Genomic DNA, 20,438 nt, shown 5'->3' with positions numbered 1-20,438 from the left:
ATGTATGGTATGTAGTGCAAGAGTGCATTGGCGTATTGTTGAGGGGACAACACCCCAATGCTCTATAGCCTTGCTTTAATTGGTGTTCTTGATGAGGTGGGGGCGTAGTGCTTGATGGCGGCGGCAAGTTCGGAAGAGCGCCAGTCACGGCGTGGTACGGTAAAGATGAGCGGAAGCGCGCTGAGCGTCTGTTTGTCTATTAAAGCGTACTTGCCATATTGAGCCGTGGCGATGCCGTATCGTTTGCCTTCTTTGAGATCGCCTCGGATGGCAGGCTCTTTGAGGAGTAGGGACGGTGGCTTGCGAATGCCGAACCATCGCCGTTCGATGCCAGTGATATTGTGCCAGGGAGTGAAGAGGTGGAAGTCGCGGGAGTGGTATTCAATGCCAGCTTGCGAGACGATATGATAGATATATTTTGTTCTTGGGTAGTTTATCGGGATTTGAAGAAGAAATGTAAAAGCAAGAGCTGTGGAGAAAGAGAAGATAGAGCTCAAAAACGAACGAAATGGTTTGCCTATGCTAAACGCGAGGAGGATAGCAAGTACTGCTAGCATGAGAGAGCTGGCGGATAAGACGAATGGAAAGAGCCAGAAGAAGCGCCGCCAGCCAGGTGTTATGCGGAATATTCGCTGGTCGGGAGAGGCATCGGTGTGCATGGGGGGATTCCAGCTTTCTTTGTTTAAATTCTATCTTGAAGGGCTGAGAGGATTTCCACGTGCAATTATACCCATCTATTCTGGCCTAAGCAAGATGAGGAGGTGAGGTATGGGAGGGCAAAAGGAAGGCTTACCGAGGTGTTTGAGCAAGCCTGGTAAGCCTTCCCGTGTCAAGACGTGATTAACAATGTACTTGTATGTGTATACTCATTCTGAGGAGGATATGTCTCAATAGATCTCTCTTTTTATTATATCCCTGGGGGCAAATTGGAATGAAAAACCGTACCGCGCTCTCTACAGAGATGGAGAACGCGGTACGGCGATGGGGTGAGGATATCTCGGCAGGGAAGGTATTTTATTCCCAGTTCTCGACACCTACCTCGATACCCTGCTCTTCGAGCCAGCGCTCAACGTCGATGGCGGCGCGGCAGCCATCACCAGCGGCGGTTACTGCCTGGCGATAGCGATGGTCAGTGACATCGCCAGCGGCGAAGATGCCAGGGATGTTGGTCATCGTATGCTTGACAGGGGTAATGTAGCCTACCTCGTCCATATCGATGTGGCCCTTAAAGAGATCGGTATTTGGCTTATGACCGATGGCGATAAAGAGGCCATCCGTCTTGAGCGTGCTCTCCTCGTTGGTCTTGAGGTTGCGCAGGCGTACGCCTGTGACCTTTTCGTCGCCCAGGACGTCGGCGACTTCGGAGTCGAGCACAATGCTGATCTTCGGGTTTTTGCGCGCGCGCTCCTGCATGATCTTGCTGGCGCGGAAGGAATCGCGGCGGTGAACCAGAGTCACATGGTTCGCGTAGCGTGTCAGGAAGGTCGCCTCCTCCATCGCTGTATCGCCACCACCTACAACGACCACATCCTTACCCCGGAAGAAGAAGCCGTCACAGGTCGCGCAGGCGGAGACGCCCCGACCCTGCAATTGCTGCTCATGGGGCAAGCCCAGCCAGCGCGCGCTAGCACCAGTCGCGATAATAATACTTTGGCCCTGGTATTCGGCTGTATCGGTCTTGACCGTAAAGGGGCGCTTGCTGGTATCGATCTCGATAACGTCTTCAGGGATCAGTTCCGCTCCGAAGCGCTGAGCCTGCTTCTCAAATTTCTCCATCATATCCGGACCCATGATACCGTCTTCAAAGCCGGGATAGTTCTCGACCTCGCTGGTCTGCATGAGCTGACCGCCGGTCTGATAGCCCTGGAGTACCAGGACGGAGAGATTGGAGCGCGCGGCATAGATTGCCGCTGTGTAGCCGGAAGGACCCGAGCCGATAATGATAGTGCCGTAAACCTTCGCCATAGATCTATATCCTCACTTTAAATCTTATGTGAAACCTGAGCGAGCTCAGGTTTGCTTAATAAGGAATCATTGTTGAGATGCGCTTATATATTTTGCTTTCGCATATGAGAACAGCGCGTGAGCCCGTTTTATGCCCAGCTATACTTGCCGATAGCTTCTTTCTGCCGTGGGCGCTTCGCAGAGGAGTGGGAAGGGTCGCGCGGGGGCACATTCGTACCTCTTGTAAGACCTTACTCCTCTGATGAGTGAACAGCGGCGAGGGGGCATACGAAAAGGCTCCTTTCAATAATCCGCCACTTATTATAACACGGACGTATTCCCATGCAGGGATGAAACTTCGGGCGCGTGTAAGCGTACATGTAGGAGAAAACACGCCTATTGAGTGTAAGCATTGCAAATAAGAGATGTTGCGCAAGGAGAGATACGATGTCTGGCATGCAGGAACAAGAGAGCGTAGAGGACTCCTGGAACGAAGGGTATGGAGGCTACCGAAGTAACGATGAGTACGCGGAGAGAGGACGAGGACAGAAGCTGGATGTTGATGGCGACGAAATGTTTGCTGACATGCTTATGAAGCGAATACGCCAGGAAGGACAAGCGAACGATGCTCAGATGCGGGCGGAGGTGGCGAAGACGAACGTTATGCGCATGTGGGTGGGAATTATCTCCGTGATCGCGTTGATTCCTATGTTTATCACGCTGGCGGTAACTCTGTCGCTGGGAGATAATCCGGGTGCCGCGATGGGTCTGGGCTGGGGTTTTGTCGCAGCCTGCGCGGTGCTTTTTGCCGTGAATGCGTACTTTAACTGGGCGAGCATTGAAATGAGCAGGCACATTTATGGCTCGCGGCAGAAGGATGCGCAGCAGGTAGAGAGAGGCAGACATACAGCCCATCACCAACGGCGCGACCGTGATATGGAGTCGTAGAACTCTCTGCGAGTGAGGCTGTGTGAAGAGGGGAAGGTTTTGGAGCTAGAAGAAAAGACGGTAGGCGAAGAGCGCGAGCAGAAGCGTCAGGAGTAGCCAGGTGCAGACGATGAAAAGGGCCGCATAGCGGCCCAGATTGTGTGTACCTGGTGCCGCCTGGCGGACCTGCTCGCGTGCGTTTTTCATGACTTCGGGAGGGAGCATCTTGAGCACGAGCGCGATTCCAATTTCATTGTTCCTGTTCTTGCCAGAGCTTCAGGAGCGTAAGTGTGTCCTGAACGAGCTGTTCTAGTGGCTCCAGGGGAACGCATTCCGCGAAGGAATGCTCGTTCACAACCCCGGTTGAGATGGTGATGGCACGAATGCCAGAGGCGCGGAAGCCGCTGGTATCACTGCCAATGAAAGTTGGGCGCGCGACAAGGGGCGCTCCACGCTGACGTAATGCCTCATGGTAGACCTGAAGCAAGGGTTCGGCGGGATCGACACGATAGCTGTGCGAGTGGGTCTCGAAATGGAGATTCGCGGCTCCGCCCGCCTCGCGTGCCGCCTTAACAAAGGCCTCCTCGATGGCTTGCTGGTAATCGCGAATGGCCTCCACGCTTTCGAAGCTACGTAGCTCGCCTTGAAGAGTGAGCGCGGCGGGGACCGCGTTGCGCGCGGTGCCGGCTTCGAGACGACCAATATTGACGCGTGTCTGATCGTTATTGAGTGATCCGTGGGGATAGCGCGCGGCCCGGAAGATGTCGAGCGCGTTGATCGTGGCATCGAGATCCTTGCCGGGATGGCCTGTGCGACCTTGAATTTGCACGTCAAAGGCTTCATAGGCTGCGCCATGTGAAACGACGACCCCTGCCTCGAAGGCGTTATCGAAAACCAGGCCCTCTGTAACCTGCCAGGGGCTCGCGTCGAAGCGCGAGGCACCACAAAGCCCCGTCTCCTCCATAACTGTGAAGACTAATACCAGGGGAGGGTGAGGTAGGTTCTGCTCAAGCGTGCGGCATAGCACCTCTAAGATGACAGTCAGGCCCGCGCAGTCGTCCGCGCCAAGGTTGGTTGTGCCATCGCTGTACAGGACGCCATCGCGTAGGATGGGCTCATGACCCAGACCGGGCGGCACGCGGTCCATATGCGCGTTGAGCAAAAGTGGACGACCTGTGCCGGGCAGAAGGGCGATCAGGTTGCCCTGCGCGTCTACATTGCTTTCGAGTCCGAGGTCCGCGAGGGCCTGGGTGAGGTAGGCGCGCACCTGTTCCTCATGTCCAGAAGTGCTAGGGATGCGTATAAGCGAGCGAAGCGTCTGGTAGAGTTGATCCGCGTACATGGAGCGAGCCTTTCACGATGTATGTACAACAATATGGCCTTATGGTCTTATGCGAAAACCAACCCTCATACGAGGGCACGGCGCCGCTATCACGGCAAGCGTGCTCTAGATTTCGCAAGGCGTATGCACCTCTATTATGCCACGTTGTAGGGGGAATTTGGTAGTTGCTCATTGTGTCCTTATGCTGGTTCCGCTATAATTGACGCTAACGAATATAGATTGCCGCTGCTGAAGCGACGCGGCTACATATGGGTTGTGGGGATGGCGCGGGGGGGGAGCAAAAGCGCAGGTGAAAGCGTTGCGCTTACATAGAGAGGTCTGTACCCAGTAGAGGGGGTTGATTTTTTTTGCGCATGGTTATAGCTAACATGCGTTGATGTTGATTGAACGATATTCATACTCGCATTTTGCCCGAGAGGGCACGCGTTCAAGCTCACACCATACTAAGGGGGAGCAATCGTGCATGTCTCGTAGTTATTCGGAGGTTATGGGAGCGCCAAATGAGCTGTATCACTGGATCCCTGGTGAACTGATCATTGTTATGCGCTTGCCGAGATTGCCTGCGGAGGATACCCTGGATATCTTCTATGAGCAGGTGAGGGAGCGACTTAACGCGTTCCTGGCTCAATATCAACTGGCGCTAGAGCCCTATGGAACGGGGGGAAGATGGAAGGGGAGCCCGACGATGCCGCCGGTGCGTCGTCGCTCATTTATTTTTGGCCTGCATCGGAAGCAGCCGCTAATTGCTCTTTGCTTTCATGCGCGTCATATGGACCCGAGCGTGGCGGATGCAACGCCTATGGTGCTTTCCTATCTGCAAGCGCGGCTGGATTACCTGACACAGCAGGGATTGCCAATCGTCTCCGCGATGCCGAACTGGCTGGTTATGGCGGCTCCGCTCTATTTTGGTGAGGGGGGGCCTGCTCTCCCACCGCGTCCCGCGCCGATATTGGCTTCACCCGCGCCCACAAATGCCCTGGTTGGTTGGCGCACGCGCCTGTTGGAGCAGGATATACCGCTGGATACCAGAGATGCCGAAGATGTGTTGGTGGCTGTTTTGGATACCTCGCCGCATCCTGACCGCATCTTGAGCGCCGCTACACGTCTAGAGCTACGTCGTAACTGGCTCTTGCAGAAGCTCGCGAACGATGTTCGCAACGAGGATGGATCATTCTCCATTGAGTATGATCGTTATCCACTGACGAACGAGGTACGAACCGGGCGTGATTATTACAACGAAGCGCGCTACTATGCCATGGCGGATCATGGATTGGCGGTCGCGGGGTTGATTCGCGATATCGCGCCGCGCGCGCGTATGCGCCTGGTACGCGTGCTCAATGACTATGGTGGTGGAGATCTCTACGCGCTCTTCGCGGCTTTATGTGACCTGGAGCGCGAAATGGTAGCGGGCTCAATCCGTCGCCTGGTGATTAACCTGAGCCTGACGATTATGCCTGACGTGCGGCGCTTGCCTTATGTCTGGTTGGACCAGAGGCAGTGGCCTACGTCGCAGTTGTATGGTGTCATGCGTATCATGGAGCATATCGAGGCTGGCCTGAAACTGCTCTTTGAGGGGCTGCATGCGCATGGAGCGCTGATAGTTGCAGCGGCGGGTAACGACTCGGCGGCAGCGACCTCGCAGAACTTCGCGCCGCGTCCACCACGCTCCCCTGCGCGCTATGACTCTGTGTTGAGTGTCTCATCGGTCAACAGCAGGTATCAGGCATCGGCATTCGCCAATGCGGCGAACATTGCCCCCGCCGACACGGGCGTTGTGACATTTGGAGGGGATGGCTATGGGGCGACCGATGCTAACACGCTACCGGACGCGGTACGTGGGGTCTATATCGCACCCACCTTTTCCAATGGCGAACCAAACGATTCGGGCTGGGCTGATTGGAGTGGTACATCATTCTCAACGGCGATTGTAAGTGGGCTAGGGGCTCATCTTATGGCACAGGGCTGGTCCGCATCCAACTCGATGATCCGACTGGCAGCCAGGAGGGAGCGACGTGGGGAGGCTGCGCTGAGCAATGAGCCGGAAATTCCTAGCTTATTAGGGAATATGATCAGGGTCCAACAGCGTTTTGGCTTATAGGACAGGGTGGCAAAGCTGCCTTGACGCTTCAATTTGTGTAGTATATAATACGCACGAACGAAGCCGGAAAACATGTTTTAGTTTATCTATAAGGAATTGCCAGGGGCCGGGAAGGCCCCCTTGAAGAGGTGAACATATGATTGAGCAGAACCAGCAAGCAGCGACAGAGACACAGGTCATCAACATGACCCCGACTGCAACCGAGAAGGTTCGCGAACTGTTGAAGCAGGAGAATGATCCTAGTCTTGGTCTGCGCATCTTCGTCGCTGGTGGCGGTTGTTCTGGTCTCCAGTATGGTATGACCCTGGACGAAGAGCAGGAAGGCGACACCGTGATTACGCTGGGCGACTTCAGTGTCTTCGTTGACGAGATGAGCATTAGCTACATCACTGGCAGTGAAGTCGACTATGTTGACAGCCTGATGGGTGCCGGCTTCGCGGTAAACAATCCTAATGCCGTGTCGTCATGTGGCTGCGGTCATTCCTTCAAAACCGCCGATGGCGGTGGCGAAGCCCGTAGCTGCGGTTGCGGCCACTAAGAATTTATAGAAACACAGACAAAACAGAGGCGAGGCGTCAAATTTGACGCCTCGCCTCTGTTTTGTCTGTGTTTACTTTGGAATGAGCATGCTTTGAATGATGCCGGGCATATCGGTGGCGAATTTTGAGTTCGCGACGACGCGTTGCGCACCGGCTTGCAGAGCTTTGGCGCGCGCGTCGAGGTCCATATGTGAGCCGAAGGCCAGAACGGGATAGCCCTGTTCGTGAGCGACGCGAATTGCCTGCTCCCAATCGATGCCGCGACTGGCGATATTCACGATTGCCAGTGCCGGACGCTGCTCACCACTGGCATGCAAATGTTGTTCCCAGGCAGTGAGCGTACGCGCGATGTTTGCCTCCATAGCGTGATGGCGTAGGGTATCCTGAATCTTGACCGAGAAGAACAGGTCCTTCTCCAGTGCTACAACACGTGTCGTCACGATCTTAGTCCTCCGAGCGCTCGTAGACCGGGCGGCGGAAGCGGTCACCCAGTTCTTGATTTACGATATCGAGATTGGTGTAGAGCTCAGGGGTAAGGATATGGTGCGTGCCATTGCAGTAGGGCTTGTCACATTTCTTAAAGTGACTGGTCTCCAGTACGAGATTGTCACCCTCCGTCGTGATCCAGATGTGCTTGCGCGAATAGCCATCGCCCCATTTAAAGATCAGGCCATCCTTATACTCATCAAAGCGTCCCTGACCATACAGGAAGTCGCGATTAAACATTTCAAGGACCTTGCGGACCTTGCTGATCCCAACGACACGCGCGACCTCGGGTCGCATACTGGTGGTGGCCTCGGTGGAGAGGTCCTCCTTTGGAATGTGGAGCTGGCGGCGTGTATGTTGTTCCTCACGGATCATTTGCTGAATCATGTACCCCTCATTCTCTGAGAGGCCGTGTCCCTGCCCGATAATGGGGTCCTTCTGGGGCTGTTCATTATCGTTATACTGTTCGGGCACAGCGGGCATACTATCTCTCCTTGTCTCTTCTCAGCAGTACGAAGACCATTTGCTATGGTCTACTGTACCACGTTGGTAATGAGAATACCAGAGAGGTGTATATGGGGTTAGGGAGATGTGTGCTCAGCGCTCGCTGAAGCTGAGCGCCTACATATAGGCTTTGGGGGATGAGGCGCGCTGGCTAAAGTGCAACGCCTACATATAGGCCTGGAGCGAGTTTGGAATATTCGTTCTATATGTTATGTTGTATTGACATATGTTCTATGTACCGTATATACTGATTCTATACTATGTCGTCTTGAATCTCCTATCTGTTATTGTAGGTCTGCTGTAGTTTGTAAATATGTTCTAGCATGAGCGATATGTGGATGCTGGAACGATGCAGAATGGCGGTCCAGCCCAATGCGCGCAAGCAGGAATGTCGCGGTCGGACTTGAGATTCGTGGAAGCAGGACAACGGTCGCGCTTATTGATGAGCGTGGTAAGGTGCGTATGCGTGGCGAGGCGAAGACATTGCGCGGACGCCCGGCGATGGCGACGCTCGAACCCTGTGAGCGTGCGCTAGAGGAGGCGTTAACGTATGCTCGCTCAGAAGGTTGGGTGGTGCAGGGCATTGGCGTGAGCCTGCCGGGTACGCTTGACTGCACAAGGCATCGACCACTTCTCATTCCCTCTCTCCCCTCCCTCAATGATTTCCCCTTGCTGGAACTCTTTCGCCAGCGTTATGATATGCCTGTGTGCCTGTTTGATGATATGGAGGCGGCCCTTTTAGGCGAGCAGCGCTTTGGCTCGGGACGGGATGCGCAACGCCTGCTGTATCTGAGCGTGAACGCGGTAGTAGGAGCCTCGCTTATTGTTGATGGGCAGATCACGGAGCATGGTTGCAGCCAGTATATGGGACACATCTGCCATATTTCGGTCTCCGCCGGTGGACCACGATGTAGTTGTGGCAAGCGGGGATGTATTAATACGATGGTCTCGCTAGACGCGATGCAGAAGATGGTGCAGCGGGCCATTAGGCGTGGAGACGAAGGGAAGCTTATCACCCGCCTGCTCAACCGGGAGGCGTTTAGCCCGCGTTTGCTGGCTGAAGAGGCTGAGAACGGGGATAGCGTGGCATTGCAGATTTATAATGAGATGGGGCGCTGGCTTAGCAATGCCGTCACGCGTTATGTTGAACTGTTCGATCCACACATATTTATTCTAGGCGGGGACATCCTCTGCACCAGTCCCGCGCTGATGGCGAGTGTCAGAGGTGCCGCCAATGCCGATATGGGTAGCGGCGCGCGCGTGCAGAGTATGGTCAAGGTCGTGCCGGGGTTGTTAGGACGAGACGCCGCGCTTCTGGGCTCCGTTGTTCCCTTATTCTAGGTGATAGGCAGAATGATCGAGTGGTGGGGTTCCGCGCTCGCTGAAGCTGAGTGCCTACATAGAATGAGCTCAAGATATCGGTATATGCTCTAAGAGGTGGATGGGCTTTATTGGTTGGAGTATGGGTCGCGCGATATATTCCTCTGAGAGAGGGAAGAGACTGTGATGGAGAGAGTGCGTTTTTTTCAGGATTTATTCGAGCATACGTTGAGGCGATTGGGATATCTCGCTTTGCCAGAAGATGACCCCTCCGATAACATGAAAGAGGTCTATCACGCGCTCTTTTCAACTGCTTTTCATGGGAGTGTCATACTTTCGTTGTTGCTGACAGAAAATGGTGGGGACATTGTGTTGGGGCGAGGGGATATTCCCTGGGAGTGGGCGCTCGCGACGCGGCGCGGATCTACTCTGGAGCATGATTTGCCTCCTGATGCCGCGCGATGGATGCAACTGCTCGCGATAGAGCATGTGCCTCGCGAGGCACTAGTAAGTTTTCAGCGGCAGATGAAGGCTATCCATCCCTGGGGCTTGAAGGACGCTTCGCTGGACGCGGAAGTGAGAGATGGAATGAGCGCGCGCGGTCTGCTCGCGTATGGGCAGCGTGTGCACCGCTTTGATCTCCAGACCGGAGGTTCGATGGAGCCTGAGCAGATGGGATTTTTTCTGGCGATGATAGAACTTGCCGCTGAGCACCTGATGGAAAAAGAATTGCTTTCCGCTGTGCGGCGCTATCTTCCCGCTCGCTGAGGTGCCTATACTGTGTGCTCGATGTGCTCGATAGTGGCGAGGGAATCCTCAGAGAAGGTCAGGCGATAGATGTCCGGTGTGCGCATTGCCTGCCAGCTCGCGAAGTTGATGGAGGGATCGAAGTGCTTGAGTAACAGAGCCGCCAGATTGCCGTGGGTAACGAGGGCGCTGGTCATGTGCTGGCGCTGTTGGAGGTCCCGGAGAGCCGCGATAGCTCGCGTGGTGGCCGCACGGCTTGACTCGCCCCCTTCAAAACAGAGATCGGGATCGTCGAAGGTTTGGCGTAGGCAGTCCAACCAGTCCTCGCGTGGAGTCGCGCTGAGCGTGCGTTCGACGAGGCGCTCATCAGTAGCGAGCTCAAGCTGGCGAGCGTGTGCCAGAGGTAGGGCGGTCTCGCGAGCACGGCGGTAGGGGCTGCTCAATATGTATTCGATGGGGAAGGAGGAGAGGAGGTCGGAGAGTGCCTCCGCCTGTTGATAGCCTCGCGCGGTTAAGGGAGCCTCTGGCGCTTGACCACTGGCCTGACAATGGCGAATGAGATACAATTGTGGTAGGGGGATGTATGAATGGGTCTGATTGGGCATAGTGAATCCTCCATGAAGAGATTAGATGCTATTATCGCATAGGTTGGGTGTCTGTCAAGCGAGCCTGTGGGGGCTTTCGAAAGCCTGGTATCGAAAGAGAGAGCGGTGGGCGAAGACATGACGAACGAGCAACGTATTCCAGTTTTGGTCATTGATGATACGCCCATTAAGCGGCGGGGAGTCTGTGAATTCGTCAAAGAAACGGAGACTCTGAACCTGCAAGGCCAGGGGGCGGACGCGGGGGAGGCTCTGCAACTGGTCGAGGCGATGCTCAAAGAGCAGGTGGATAACCCGATACTGGAAGGCTGGCTAGTCTTCTCTGATCTGCGCCTGGGTGCGGACAATGGGGTGGAACTTGGACGCACCCTGCTTGAGATGGCACCTGGATTGCGGGTCGTTATCTATACCCAGGACCCGAGTTGGGCGCTAGCCGCTGAAGTCTTCCGGCAGGAGTATACGCGCCGGGGCGTCCCACGGAGTAGTAGGCGGCATGGCAAAACCAGGGGCTTGCATGGGTATGTTCTCTTCGGCAATATGCTGCCTGAATACCTTGAGCATATTGCTGAGAAGGTCGTAACGCACAACGAGACCTATATTGATGAAGAAGTACTGAGCTTCCTGTTGGAGCGCCTGCGTGGTGAGAGATTGACGCCCCGACAGGAGGAGTGCGCCTCGCTGATCGCGCGGGGACTGAGTAATGATGAGATCGCGACGCATATGGGCTTCTTTAACACCAAGGGACTGCCTAACATTGGCCCCGTCGAGAACCTTGTAAGCGAACTGTATAACTTCTTCACCATCTTTGGCGCACCCAGTGATCCAGGTCGGCGCGTGCTCCTGGCCCATGCCTACGAAGCGTACGCGGGCTTACGTGGGAAGCCATCGACAATACAGCACTAGCTCCTGTTGTTGATGGACATCCATTTAGTGGATTGAGTATGGTGGACGAGGCCAGATACTAGGAAATACCTCTGGCACGAAATAGCAGCCGTGATGTATTAAAGCGTCGTGATAGGATCTCCAATGGCGAGATACGTGATGGGAACCTCTGGCACTTTGGGCTGAAGCCATGAACTCAGGTAGTGCATGCCCTCTTCCTCGCTTTTGGCATGCCCAATAATCACCAGAGCTTTGTTGTGACCCAGGGCAATAGCGTCGCGGACATATTCGCATGTCTGCCATTCAGATGTTTCGCCGCAAATGACCACATCGGCGTTCCATTGTTGGAAGGCCATGATCTGGAAATCTCCACCCGGTGAGCCGACGAGCATGGCTATACGCTCACTGCTCTGCTGGGGATTACCTACTACGCGAACCACAGGTAGGGCAAGCTTTTCTTTGAGGGCCGCAACAAGGTTTGCCAGTGTCATCCCTGGAATGGCTAACATCGCCCGGGTATCCGGCAACCGATATTTCTCCCAGGCCAAGGCTTTGAGCATCCCCGTGATAATACCATCTGGCTGATGTCTATGCCAGTAGTCGTGAAAACGCCAGACAGTAAGTTTGTGCTCCTCCAGAAAGGCGCGTTTGGCCTGGAAGACCGGATCATCCGCCAACCATTCTGTCCGCTCGCGATGCTCATAGAAGGTTGGTTCATGCGTAATTATCAGATTGGCCCCTAACTTCACCGTTTTGCGCAACACATCCATCGTAGCGGTGAAGGTTGTGACAATGCCCGTCACTTCTTGCGTCGGGTCACCACACTTGAATACATCGACGGTATCTTCAAGTGGCGCGTCTGGTATCTCAGCGATGATCAGGTCAATCACATTCTGGATGGTTCTCATGATAGAAGCAGACTCCTCTCGATCTGACGTTGAGCTTCATATGTGCTCTATCATAGCACATCGCGGCAGGAACTTATGGGGTTGGAGGTGGAGTATGGAGAGGTTGCTCAGGTTCTGGGCTCGCCGGGGCGGCTGGTTCGTCCTGAGATTGCCGTAGCGAGGATGGAAGGGGAAGCGTGAGACGGATAGTCGTACCGTGCGCCATGTCGTCAAAAGCATTCTCCTGGCGCGGGATAGAATTAACCGAGAGGATACCATTGGCCTCGCGTGCCTTAAGCCGGGCCTTGAACAGGCTGGTTCGCGTCAGAGGGACCGACTGTGGATCGAAGCCTCGCCCATCATCATCAATGAAGATGGTGAGCGTGCCGTTGGTGTAGTTTGCCAGCACGCGCGCGTACCGTGCTCCCGCATGGTTATAGACGTTGAGGAGGGCCTGCGTGATCGTATATGAGATGGCTTCCGCGATGCGTGTGCCCTCGGGTGTCTTTTCCAGATCAAGGCTTAGAGTATCCAGGGCCCAGAGGTCGGCTTGAATGCGCACATGGGCCTCTGGGTGGAGCGCGGGCAGGTCTTCACGAATCAGCTTTTCCAGGTGCAGGCGCAAGCCCAAGCTACGCCGCTGATACGCATCCTCAACCAGCAGCTGCAGCCCACGCAGATCACTTTCAAGCTCCTCACTCATCTTACGGACCCTGGTCAGTGCATCAATGAGAGGTCGGGCGTCAACGCGCCCATCTTGCGCGCGGTCCGTCTCGACACTCAGCTTATGCTGCCAGTGTCCAAGTAGAGAGCGAATGCGTAGGGCGTGCTGCTTGGGCTGATCGTGAATACGCTGTGAGAGCAGTGAGCGCAGGTGCGCGTCCGCGTGCAACAGCAGGGAGGTCGCCTGTTCAAGCTCGTCATTGCTCTGGCGTAGCTCGTGTGCCGTCTTTTGCTGCTCATAGAGGGCCTGAGCGCGCTCGGCTGACGTTTGCTGAAGCTCCTCCAGCGCTAACTCGCGCTCCTCAAGCGTGATATGCAGGCGGTCGCGTAAGCGTAGCGAGCGGATGGCATAGAAGAGAACAAGAGAATAGATTGCCACCAGGATATAGAAGGTTGTCAACGGTATCAGCGTGTGTCCGCTGAGCAAGATAGGCGCGACCCCAAAACAGATGCCTAAACCTACCGCGCCGACCCAGAGGGTAAAGAGATCGAAGATACGCTGACGAATGCGAGCAGGAATGGGGTCACCAGATTTCCGTGCAGGCAGAATGTATGCGAGGGTGACCAGACCAATCACCAGACTAATCAGACCGCCAAGCGCGGCATAGCTTAGACTCGCGGTCAGATTGATGCGCGTAGGGACGCGCCCCGTGAGTACCATAGAGCCCCACTCATAGGCGAGCAGAGCCAGGAGAGGAAGATAGGGAGCAAGATCCGTGGTAATTCGTGGAACGCGTTCACTATGAAGCGAGGTGGGGCGATAGGTCAGGCTCAAATGGGTAAAGCAGGCTCCCAGCAGCGCGAAGGAGGGCACCCACATCAACTGGAAGACAGGCGAAGGGGGATAGCCCACCTGGATATTGCCCCAGTGGCTATAGAGCAGCAGGAGCATCGCAGGTGGCAGCATGGTGATACCTTCCACCGCGCCATTCCAGTCACTCGCACGAAAGAGCAGGACGCCCCCGAGGAAGAGCCAGATAAAGCCCGCGAGCAGCCCCAGCCCATAATTCTCCCACCACATCATCAGCGTAAAAGGCATAAGTGGCCCTTTGACAGAACTTGTATGGACACCGCTTTGATCGGTAGTGGTAAGGGTATAGGTCACGGTCATGCCTGGGCGGGCGCTGGCATAGATGTGCGTCAGACCTTCGGGCGCGGGGATGCCATTCACAGCGGTGATATGGGTACTGCTGACGAGCGTATCGGCTTTCACGCCAAAGTTGGCAAGTTCGGGGACGGTTGAGGCAACAACTACCTGTCCATCGGTATCAATCGCCCAGTAGAAGCCACCGAACGTTTTTCCCACTTCGTTCAGCAAGCGTACATGGCCGATACCACCGATGGCGAGCAGGACTACCCCTATGAGCAGGTACGCGAGGCGAAAGCGGAAGCGCCATCGTAACCACCAGCTCTCTTTGAGATCATGGGAAGAAGTTGACACGCCTTAGTGTAGCACGCCCGCGAGAGAAAGTGCAAGAAGCGAGAATTACAGAGGTTAACGTCAATTCCTGGCGGGCATCCCATCGTCACCGCGTGCGTATGCTACAGTTTGTGCCCCTTGTACACTGAAATTGTGCAATGACCGTCGATGTGAAAACGTGACTTCAAGGTCAAACGACCCTTTATGGGAGGTGACGTATGGAAATCTCAACGACACGGACGCACACACAAACCCTCAAGGAGAAGCAGCGACAGGAGCGCGAACGATTGATCCTTGCCGCCGCTGAGGAGGTCCTCTATGAAAATGGGTATCACGATACCTCTATAGATGAAATCGCGGCACGCGTCGGCGTCGCCAAAGGAACGGTGTATCTACACTTTTCAAGCAAGGAAGACCTGATCGCAGCCGTCTTTACCGCGAACTTTGAGCGCTTTCTGCGCGCGCTCGACGAAGTCATTACTGAGACAATGACGCCACGGGCGCAGCTAGAGACGATCCTTGCGCGCATGTATGAAGGCTACTATGTGCGCCTGATCCAGCTTCTCTACAATAATGCAGACCTCAAAAAGCTCTTCCAGGCTCGAAAGCAGCAACATCCGCCGCCGTGGGATGCCCTGGTGAGCCGTGTCATAGCGATTCTGGAGGCGGGGAAGGCGCGTGGTGACTTTGATCAACATACGCCTACAAAGGTGATGGCGAGCGCATTCTTCTGTTTGCTCTCCCCTACCAGCTATGAGCGCCTGGTGATTGCTGAACATATGGAGGTGCAAGCCCTGGTTGATTACCTCGGGCGCATCTACTTTGATGGTGTTACCAATGCGAAATAGAGAGGTGGTGCTGACCTATGGCAACAATCTCCCAATCTGTGACTGAGGAGGAGCTTGCGGATGGCTATGAACAGCCACACTATACGAGGCGCGAGACGCTCCTGACCATGCTTGGCGTGCTGATGGTTATGCTGCTTGCTTCGCTAGACCAAACCATCGTCTCAACCGCCATGCCCAGGATTATCGCCGACTTACAGGGATTTGATCGCTACACCTGGGTTTCGACCGCGTACTTGCTTGCTTCAACGGTCGCGGTTCCCATTTATGGCAAGCTCTCGGATATGTTGGGGCGGAAACCTATCTTCCTCTTTGGCGTCGTGGTCTTTCTCGCGGGCTCGGCCCTCTGCGGCGCAGCGCGTAGCATGGATCAGCTCATTCTCTATCGCGCCTTTCAGGGGATTGGCGCAGGGGCTTTAATGCCCATTGCTATCGCCATTGTTGGCGATCTCTTTGTACCACGCGAGCGCGCCAAGTGGCAGGGCGTGACTGGCGCTGTGTGGGGATTCTCTTCTATCGTGGGTCCGGTGGCTGGCGGAGGGATTACCGAGCATTCTACCTGGCGCTGGGTTTTCTATGTCAACCTCCCCATTGGTTTGCTAGCGCTCCTGGTACTCATCTTCCTCATGCCCACGCTCAAGACCGAGAGCAAGCGTGGAGCGGTGGATGCAATAGGTGCATCATTACTGATAGGATGCGCCGTCCCCTTGATGCTGGGCTTCTCCTGGGCGGGTTCGCAATATGCCTGGCTCTCGCCAATGACGCTGGGCCTCTTTGCGCTTTCGCTGGGCGTCGGGACGGTGTTTATTCTGTATGAGGGCCTTTTACAGCGCAAAGGTGGACAACCTATCATTGAACCCGCGCTCTTCAAGAACAGCATCTTTAGCGTCTCGACGCTGGTGACCGTCATTTTTAGCATGGCCCTCTTTGGGAGCACCTTCTTTATCCCGCTGTATGTGCAAGGAGTGGTAGGAGAGAGCGCGACCAATAGCGGACTGGTGCTAACACCGCTCATGCTCACATCCGTCGTGGGAAGCGTCATCTCGGGGCAACTGGTGGGGCGTAGTGGGCGCTATAAGTGGGCCGCCATCCTGGGCATCCTTATCGCCATCGTGGGCTCGGGACTGCTCATGCGCCTGGATGTCCACGCGACAAGCAATGATGTGCTACTCGCGATGATCGCGCTTGGGTTGGGTATGGGGACCAGTATGTCGTTATATACATTGATCGTGCAAAACGCCTTTCCACACCGGATTGGGCAGGCTACTTCGACGCTGGTCTTCTTCCGCTCAATTGGAGGTACGATTGCCCTGGCAGCGATGGGGTCGGTCTTGAACTCGGCTTACCTTCCCGCCTTCCATCGCGTGCTCCCTGTTGGACTTAAGCAAGAGCTTCCGGCGGGCGTCTATCACTCCTTTGACAATCCCCAGATTCTTCTCTCCCCAGATATGCAAAGCCATGTACAGGGGCAACTAGCGGTTCTGGGACCGCGTGGGCAGGTGCTCTATGCGGAGCTTATGCATGCTGTCAGGCTTGGACTGACACAGGGAATCCACCAGGTCTTCCTGCTCTGTACGCTCCTGCTGTGTACTGGCTTTGTGGCTGTGCTCTTCCTCAAGGAGATTCCACTGCGAGAGACGAGACCCACGGCAGTCGCTGCTATTGAAGCATGAGATAGCGCGGGGAGAGCGGATGGCGCTCGCTGAAGTGGAGCGCCTACATATGGGTGGTTAGCTTTCCTTGCCGTTTCACTTTCTTAATAATAAGAAGGCGAAACGGCAAGGAGTTCTTATAGTGATGTGAGTACCCACATCCAGACAGCGGATTCTCTAGCGTTGTGTGCTGATTGTTTGTCTACTACTGGGGCATACGCAGGCGGTAAATCTTGATCGCGACCTGGAAGGTGAGCCAGTTGCTACGCTCCTGTAGATCGATGCTGCACAGGGATTGGATACGCTCAAGGCGCTGGATGAGCGTATTGCGGTGGACGTACAGGCGCTCAGAGGTTCGGGTCAGATTACCCGCGCACTCAAGATAGGTCTCCAACGTCGAGAGCAACTCGGTATTCTTGCGCCGATCATAGTCATCGATGTTGGCGACCTGCTCCTGATAGATATCGCGTAAATCATCCATATGCGCGATCTTATAAAGGTAGCGGTAGACGCCCAGATCATTAAAGTGCGTAATCGCGGGCTGCTGTGCCGAGCTAGCCTGCATGGTTTGTCCCATTTGCAGAGCCTCCGTGGCTTCGGCAAAGCCCTGGCGATAATCGCTCACCTGCGTACAGGTATTACCGATGCCAGCCGCCAGGCGTGCATCATATTCCGTGTAGACATGCTGTGCTAATTCGCGTAGCCACGCGGTAAAGCGCGCGCTATCCGCCTCTTTGGTCAGCGGAATCAGGCAATTGAGCAGGTTTTCATGCTCGTAAAAGATCGCTCCGGGCGAGCTTTCCTGCATACGGCGGCGTACAAGATTGTTCAGGCTACGGTAGGCGCTTTGAAGCACACCCCCGTTTTTGCTTCCCTCTTTGCCTGCTAACTCGTCAACGCGTGTGATCTCGATGCGTACCACTGCGTGAGGGCGTGAGAGATCGCAGCCAATAAAGTGCGCGCGCTGACGCAGCGAATCTTCGTTCTCTGGCAGACCCTGGATCAGATCCTCAAAGAAGCCTTTGACCAGATTTTTCTGCGCTAGCTGATTGACGAGCTGACTATTTTTGATAGCGATGGCAACCTGATTGGCGATAGTCGTAAGAAGCGTTTGATTCTCAGCCGTGAAGCGCCGTGCCTTATTGGTATAGCAATTGATGAGGCCAAGCTGTTCAGTGCCCGCGATCAGAGGCGCGGAGATCAGGGCTTTGTATTGAGAGGTGCGTAGAGGATTCAGGCGTTCAAAGGTCTCACTTTCCTCACCACCCTCCAATTCTTCCGAGCTGAAGGTACGCATTGCCTGAAGCTCAGTCTTATCGCGCAAGTGGGCCAGGGTATTTTGATCTACATCAACGGGCTGGAAGTTGGCATGCTCGTTCAAATTGGGCGCGGTCGCGTGCACCGTCAGGCGGCGGAACTGGCGCGCCGCGTCACTATCGCGCTCGCGAGCCTGATCCATCAGCATAATGACACAGAGATCGACCTCCATAATCTGAACGGTCAGGGTCGCCAGTGTGCGCAGCATATCATCGAGATAGAGGCTGGAACTAATGGTCTGGCTCAGCATCGAGAGCGAGGTGAGGATATTAAGCTTGCGTTGAGCGTTCTCATAGAGCTGCGCGTTCTCAATGGCCCTGTGACCAGGGCAGCGATATTGCTGATAAAGGAGCGCTGTTGCTTGCTAAATTCATGTGGGGCAACGGCCTGGAGGGTAATCACGCCCGTCAGGCTCCCATCCTTGCCAATAATCGGCACGCTAAAGATAGATTGAAAGTTCTCTTCTCGCGATTCAGGGATATAGTGGAAGCGCGGGTCGGCGAGCGCAGCCTCCTTCAAAAAGATGGGCTTGCGATGCAACGCCGCCCAACCGGTAATGCCTTCGCCGAGGGTCATATGAATTTGACCAACATAGGCTTCGAAGGGGCCGGTCGCGCTTGCCAGGACCAGGAGGTCCTTCTCTTTATCATAGAGATAGATAGACCCCATATCGCAGGACGTGGCCCGGTTGATGGCCTCAAGCAAGCGACGCAAAACCTCTTCCAAGCGGAGGGTTGAGCCAATAGTTGAAATCACTTCATTGAGGAGGGCATTCTCCTGAGCGCGTATGTCAAGGAGTTTCTCTAGCCTGCTATTTTCCTGGCGTAAGCGCTCAAGGCTTTTCTCCGGCGACTCGCTGCTCTCTGTTTGTAGGTGCGAATTGGCCTTAGAAGACATGTCTCCCTCCTGATTTCTGGGTTGTGCGTGGATCGTGGTTGAAAGTGTGTGCTCGCGTCTAGTGGGCAATGCGCGAGTGCTGTGACTCATTAACAATACCTATGGTGAATATATCCATACGTATGCATGAAGTATTGTACCTTTTTTCCGTGTCACCGTCCAGCCATCGTGGCGGCTGGTTATATTATCTCATGCTTTTTAATCGAGCGCATGTGAGGAGTTCATCCGGTGCCGGAAAATTTACCGAAGTAGATTCCTGGCATCGGATGAGAGAGCTGAGGTGTGCGTGGTTGGTTACTTGAGTGTGACGGGTAGCGTTTCAAAGCCCAGGAAGGTTGGATTCTTGCGCCAATGCCCCTTATGGCTGGCGAGGCTTAGATAGGGATAACGTTTGATTACTATGGGCAGCGTAATCTGCGTTTCCAGACGAGCGAGAGGCGCGCCCAGGCAGTAGTGTCCACCTAAGCCGAAGGCTATATGCTTATTCTCCTGACGCTGAATATCGAAGTGATCGGGATTGGTAAACTGGCGTGGGTCACGGTTCGCCATGCCAAGGACCAGCATTATGCTCTGATCTGGTCCGATAGACTGCCCCGCTATCTCAATAGCTTCTTTGGTATGGCGTCCAGTGATCTGCGAAGGGCTTTCAAAGCGCAGGATCTCCTCAACTGCAGAAGTAATGAGTTCGGGTCGCTGGCACAGCAGTTCTCGCTGATCGGGGTGGGTAAGGAGTGCCCAGAGACCATTGCTCATCAGATTGGTTGTGGTTTCGTTTCCAGCCGCCAGAAGGAGATAGACGTTCGCGATCAGTTCATCCTCCGTGAGCGTATCTCCTCGGGCTTCGGCGTTGATAAGCCCGCTTAAGAGATCATCCTTTGGTTGGCGACGGCGCTCCTCCAGGTGAGGGCGAATAAAGGCGTTAAACTCGATGGCCGCGCTCGCCATGTGGAAAAAGACTTCCATTGTATCCGTGGGCTTACCCAGGAAATCCGCTCCAGCGTCACTCCATTGTTTGAGCTGTCCCATCGCCTCATACGGAATGCCGATCAAGGCCGCGATCACCATAATGGGAAGGGGAATAGCAAAGTCTCGGATAAAATCTGGCTGCTCTTGATGCTCCATTTGATCCAGCAGATCATGCGATATGCGCTCAATGAAGGGACGTTGGCGCTCAATCATGCGCGGGGTAAAGGCACGGCTGACGAGCATCCGTAAGCGGGCATGGTCGGGATCGTCGCGTGACATCATGATCTTATTGGCCTGCCTGAACAGGGGGTTATCGTCGTTGAGGGAGGAGCGGATCGTA

The 20,438-nt window shown here is 54.9% G+C and carries 20 protein-coding genes; 8 read left to right on the top strand and 12 right to left on the bottom strand.

Annotated elements, in window-relative coordinates; genetic code table 11:
* Positions 1–62: 62 nt before the first annotated feature.
* Both K3T82_RS39935 and trxB read right to left on the bottom strand, forming a co-directional pair.
* A complete protein-coding gene (locus tag K3T82_RS39935) occupies positions 63–659 on the bottom strand; it encodes a hypothetical protein (protein WP_220199071.1) in 597 nt (198 codons plus the stop codon).
* 355 nt (positions 660–1,014) lie between these two features.
* Entirely contained in the window at positions 1,015–1,965 is a 951-nt protein-coding gene (gene trxB, locus K3T82_RS39930) for a thioredoxin-disulfide reductase (RefSeq protein ID WP_220199070.1), read from the bottom strand.
* Positions 1,966–2,391: 426 nt separating this feature from the next.
* Between trxB and K3T82_RS39925 the strand changes: the two genes are divergently transcribed.
* A complete protein-coding gene (locus tag K3T82_RS39925; RefSeq protein WP_220199069.1) occupies positions 2,392–2,892 on the top strand; it encodes a hypothetical protein in 501 nt (166 codons plus the stop codon).
* Between the two features lie 45 nt (positions 2,893–2,937).
* Here the strand turns inward: K3T82_RS39925 and K3T82_RS39920 are convergent, their stop codons facing one another.
* Both K3T82_RS39920 and K3T82_RS39915 read right to left on the bottom strand, forming a co-directional pair.
* Positions 2,938–3,105, bottom strand: coding sequence for a hypothetical protein (locus tag K3T82_RS39920; protein ID WP_220199068.1), 168 nt, complete (start codon positions 3,103–3,105; stop codon positions 2,938–2,940).
* Positions 3,106–3,121: 16 nt separating this feature from the next.
* On the bottom strand, positions 3,122–4,213 hold the full coding sequence (locus K3T82_RS39915) for a M20/M25/M40 family metallo-hydrolase (RefSeq protein ID WP_220199067.1): 1,092 nt from the start codon (positions 4,211–4,213) through the stop codon (positions 3,122–3,124).
* A gap of 463 nt (positions 4,214–4,676) precedes the next feature.
* On the opposite strand from K3T82_RS39915, the gene K3T82_RS39910 reads away from it, so the two are divergent.
* On the top strand, positions 4,677–6,311 hold the full coding sequence (locus tag K3T82_RS39910; RefSeq protein ID WP_220199066.1) for a S8/S53 family peptidase: 1,635 nt from the start codon (positions 4,677–4,679) through the stop codon (positions 6,309–6,311).
* A 136-nt stretch (positions 6,312–6,447) separates the two neighbouring features.
* On the top strand, positions 6,448–6,849 hold the full coding sequence (gene erpA, locus K3T82_RS39905) for an iron-sulfur cluster insertion protein ErpA (RefSeq protein WP_268886727.1): 402 nt from the start codon (positions 6,448–6,450) through the stop codon (positions 6,847–6,849).
* 72 nt (positions 6,850–6,921) lie between these two features.
* Here erpA and K3T82_RS39900 read toward each other — a convergent pair whose 3' ends face one another.
* Both K3T82_RS39900 and K3T82_RS39895 read right to left on the bottom strand, forming a co-directional pair.
* The gene (locus K3T82_RS39900; protein ID WP_220199064.1) at positions 6,922–7,290 is read right to left on the bottom strand and encodes a hypothetical protein; all 369 of its coding nucleotides are present in this window, start codon (positions 7,288–7,290) and stop codon (positions 6,922–6,924) included.
* A 4-nt stretch (positions 7,291–7,294) separates the two neighbouring features.
* Positions 7,295–7,819, bottom strand: coding sequence for a hypothetical protein (locus tag K3T82_RS39895; protein WP_220199063.1), 525 nt, complete (start codon positions 7,817–7,819; stop codon positions 7,295–7,297).
* Positions 7,820–8,212: 393 nt separating this feature from the next.
* Between K3T82_RS39895 and K3T82_RS39890 the strand changes: the two genes are divergently transcribed.
* Together K3T82_RS39890 and K3T82_RS39885 are read left to right on the top strand one after the other, a co-directional pair.
* A complete protein-coding gene (locus tag K3T82_RS39890) occupies positions 8,213–9,181 on the top strand; it encodes an ROK family protein (RefSeq protein WP_220199062.1) in 969 nt (322 codons plus the stop codon).
* Positions 9,182–9,346: 165 nt separating this feature from the next.
* The gene (locus K3T82_RS39885) at positions 9,347–9,928 is read left to right on the top strand and encodes a hypothetical protein (protein ID WP_220199061.1); all 582 of its coding nucleotides are present in this window, start codon (positions 9,347–9,349) and stop codon (positions 9,926–9,928) included.
* Positions 9,929–9,933: 5 nt separating this feature from the next.
* On the opposite strand, the gene K3T82_RS39880 is transcribed toward K3T82_RS39885, so the two are convergent.
* Positions 9,934–10,512: a histidine phosphatase family protein gene (locus tag K3T82_RS39880; protein WP_220199060.1), complete on the bottom strand. Its 579-nt coding sequence runs from the start codon at positions 10,510–10,512 to the stop codon at positions 9,934–9,936.
* Positions 10,513–10,629: 117 nt separating this feature from the next.
* On the opposite strand from K3T82_RS39880, the gene K3T82_RS39875 reads away from it, so the two are divergent.
* The gene (locus K3T82_RS39875) at positions 10,630–11,412 is read left to right on the top strand and encodes a transcriptional regulator (protein ID WP_220199059.1); all 783 of its coding nucleotides are present in this window, start codon (positions 10,630–10,632) and stop codon (positions 11,410–11,412) included.
* 98 nt (positions 11,413–11,510) lie between these two features.
* Here K3T82_RS39875 and K3T82_RS39870 read toward each other — a convergent pair whose 3' ends face one another.
* On the bottom strand, positions 11,511–12,299 hold the full coding sequence (locus K3T82_RS39870) for a Nif3-like dinuclear metal center hexameric protein (protein ID WP_220199058.1): 789 nt from the start codon (positions 12,297–12,299) through the stop codon (positions 11,511–11,513).
* A 73-nt stretch (positions 12,300–12,372) separates the two neighbouring features.
* Complete coding sequence (locus K3T82_RS39865) at positions 12,373–14,442, bottom strand: sensor histidine kinase (protein ID WP_220199057.1); 2,070 nt, start codon at positions 14,440–14,442, stop codon at positions 12,373–12,375.
* 197 nt (positions 14,443–14,639) lie between these two features.
* Here K3T82_RS39865 and K3T82_RS39860 point away from each other — a divergent pair, with 197 nt between their 5' ends.
* Together K3T82_RS39860 and K3T82_RS39855 are read left to right on the top strand one after the other, a co-directional pair.
* On the top strand, positions 14,640–15,269 hold the full coding sequence (locus K3T82_RS39860; RefSeq protein WP_220199056.1) for a TetR/AcrR family transcriptional regulator: 630 nt from the start codon (positions 14,640–14,642) through the stop codon (positions 15,267–15,269).
* 17 nt (positions 15,270–15,286) lie between these two features.
* Positions 15,287–16,939, top strand: coding sequence for an MDR family MFS transporter (locus K3T82_RS39855; protein WP_220199055.1), 1,653 nt, complete (start codon positions 15,287–15,289; stop codon positions 16,937–16,939).
* Between the two features lie 184 nt (positions 16,940–17,123).
* Here K3T82_RS39855 and K3T82_RS39850 read toward each other — a convergent pair whose 3' ends face one another.
* From K3T82_RS39850 to K3T82_RS39840, 3 genes are all read right to left on the bottom strand, one after another.
* Positions 17,124–18,485 carry a helix-turn-helix domain-containing protein gene (locus K3T82_RS39850; protein ID WP_220199054.1) on the bottom strand — a complete coding sequence of 454 codons (1,362 nt, stop codon included), beginning with the start codon at positions 18,483–18,485 and terminating at the stop codon, positions 17,124–17,126.
* Positions 18,479–19,132 (bottom strand): GAF domain-containing protein, encoded by a 654-nt coding sequence (locus K3T82_RS39845; protein WP_220199053.1) that lies wholly within the window; start codon positions 19,130–19,132, stop codon positions 18,479–18,481. Before K3T82_RS39845 ends, K3T82_RS39850 begins: the two co-directional genes overlap by 7 nt.
* Before the next feature lie 294 nt (positions 19,133–19,426).
* Positions 19,427–20,438 (bottom strand): cytochrome P450 (locus K3T82_RS39840; RefSeq protein WP_220199052.1); only part of this gene is annotated, 1,012 nt, incomplete at its 5' end.

The organism is Ktedonospora formicarum (assembly GCF_016587355.1).
In the GTDB taxonomy this organism is placed as follows: Bacteria; Chloroflexota; Ktedonobacteria; order Ktedonobacterales; family Ktedonobacteraceae; genus Ktedonobacter; species Ktedonobacter formicarum.
This window is presented reverse-complemented; position numbering and strand designations above follow the sequence as displayed.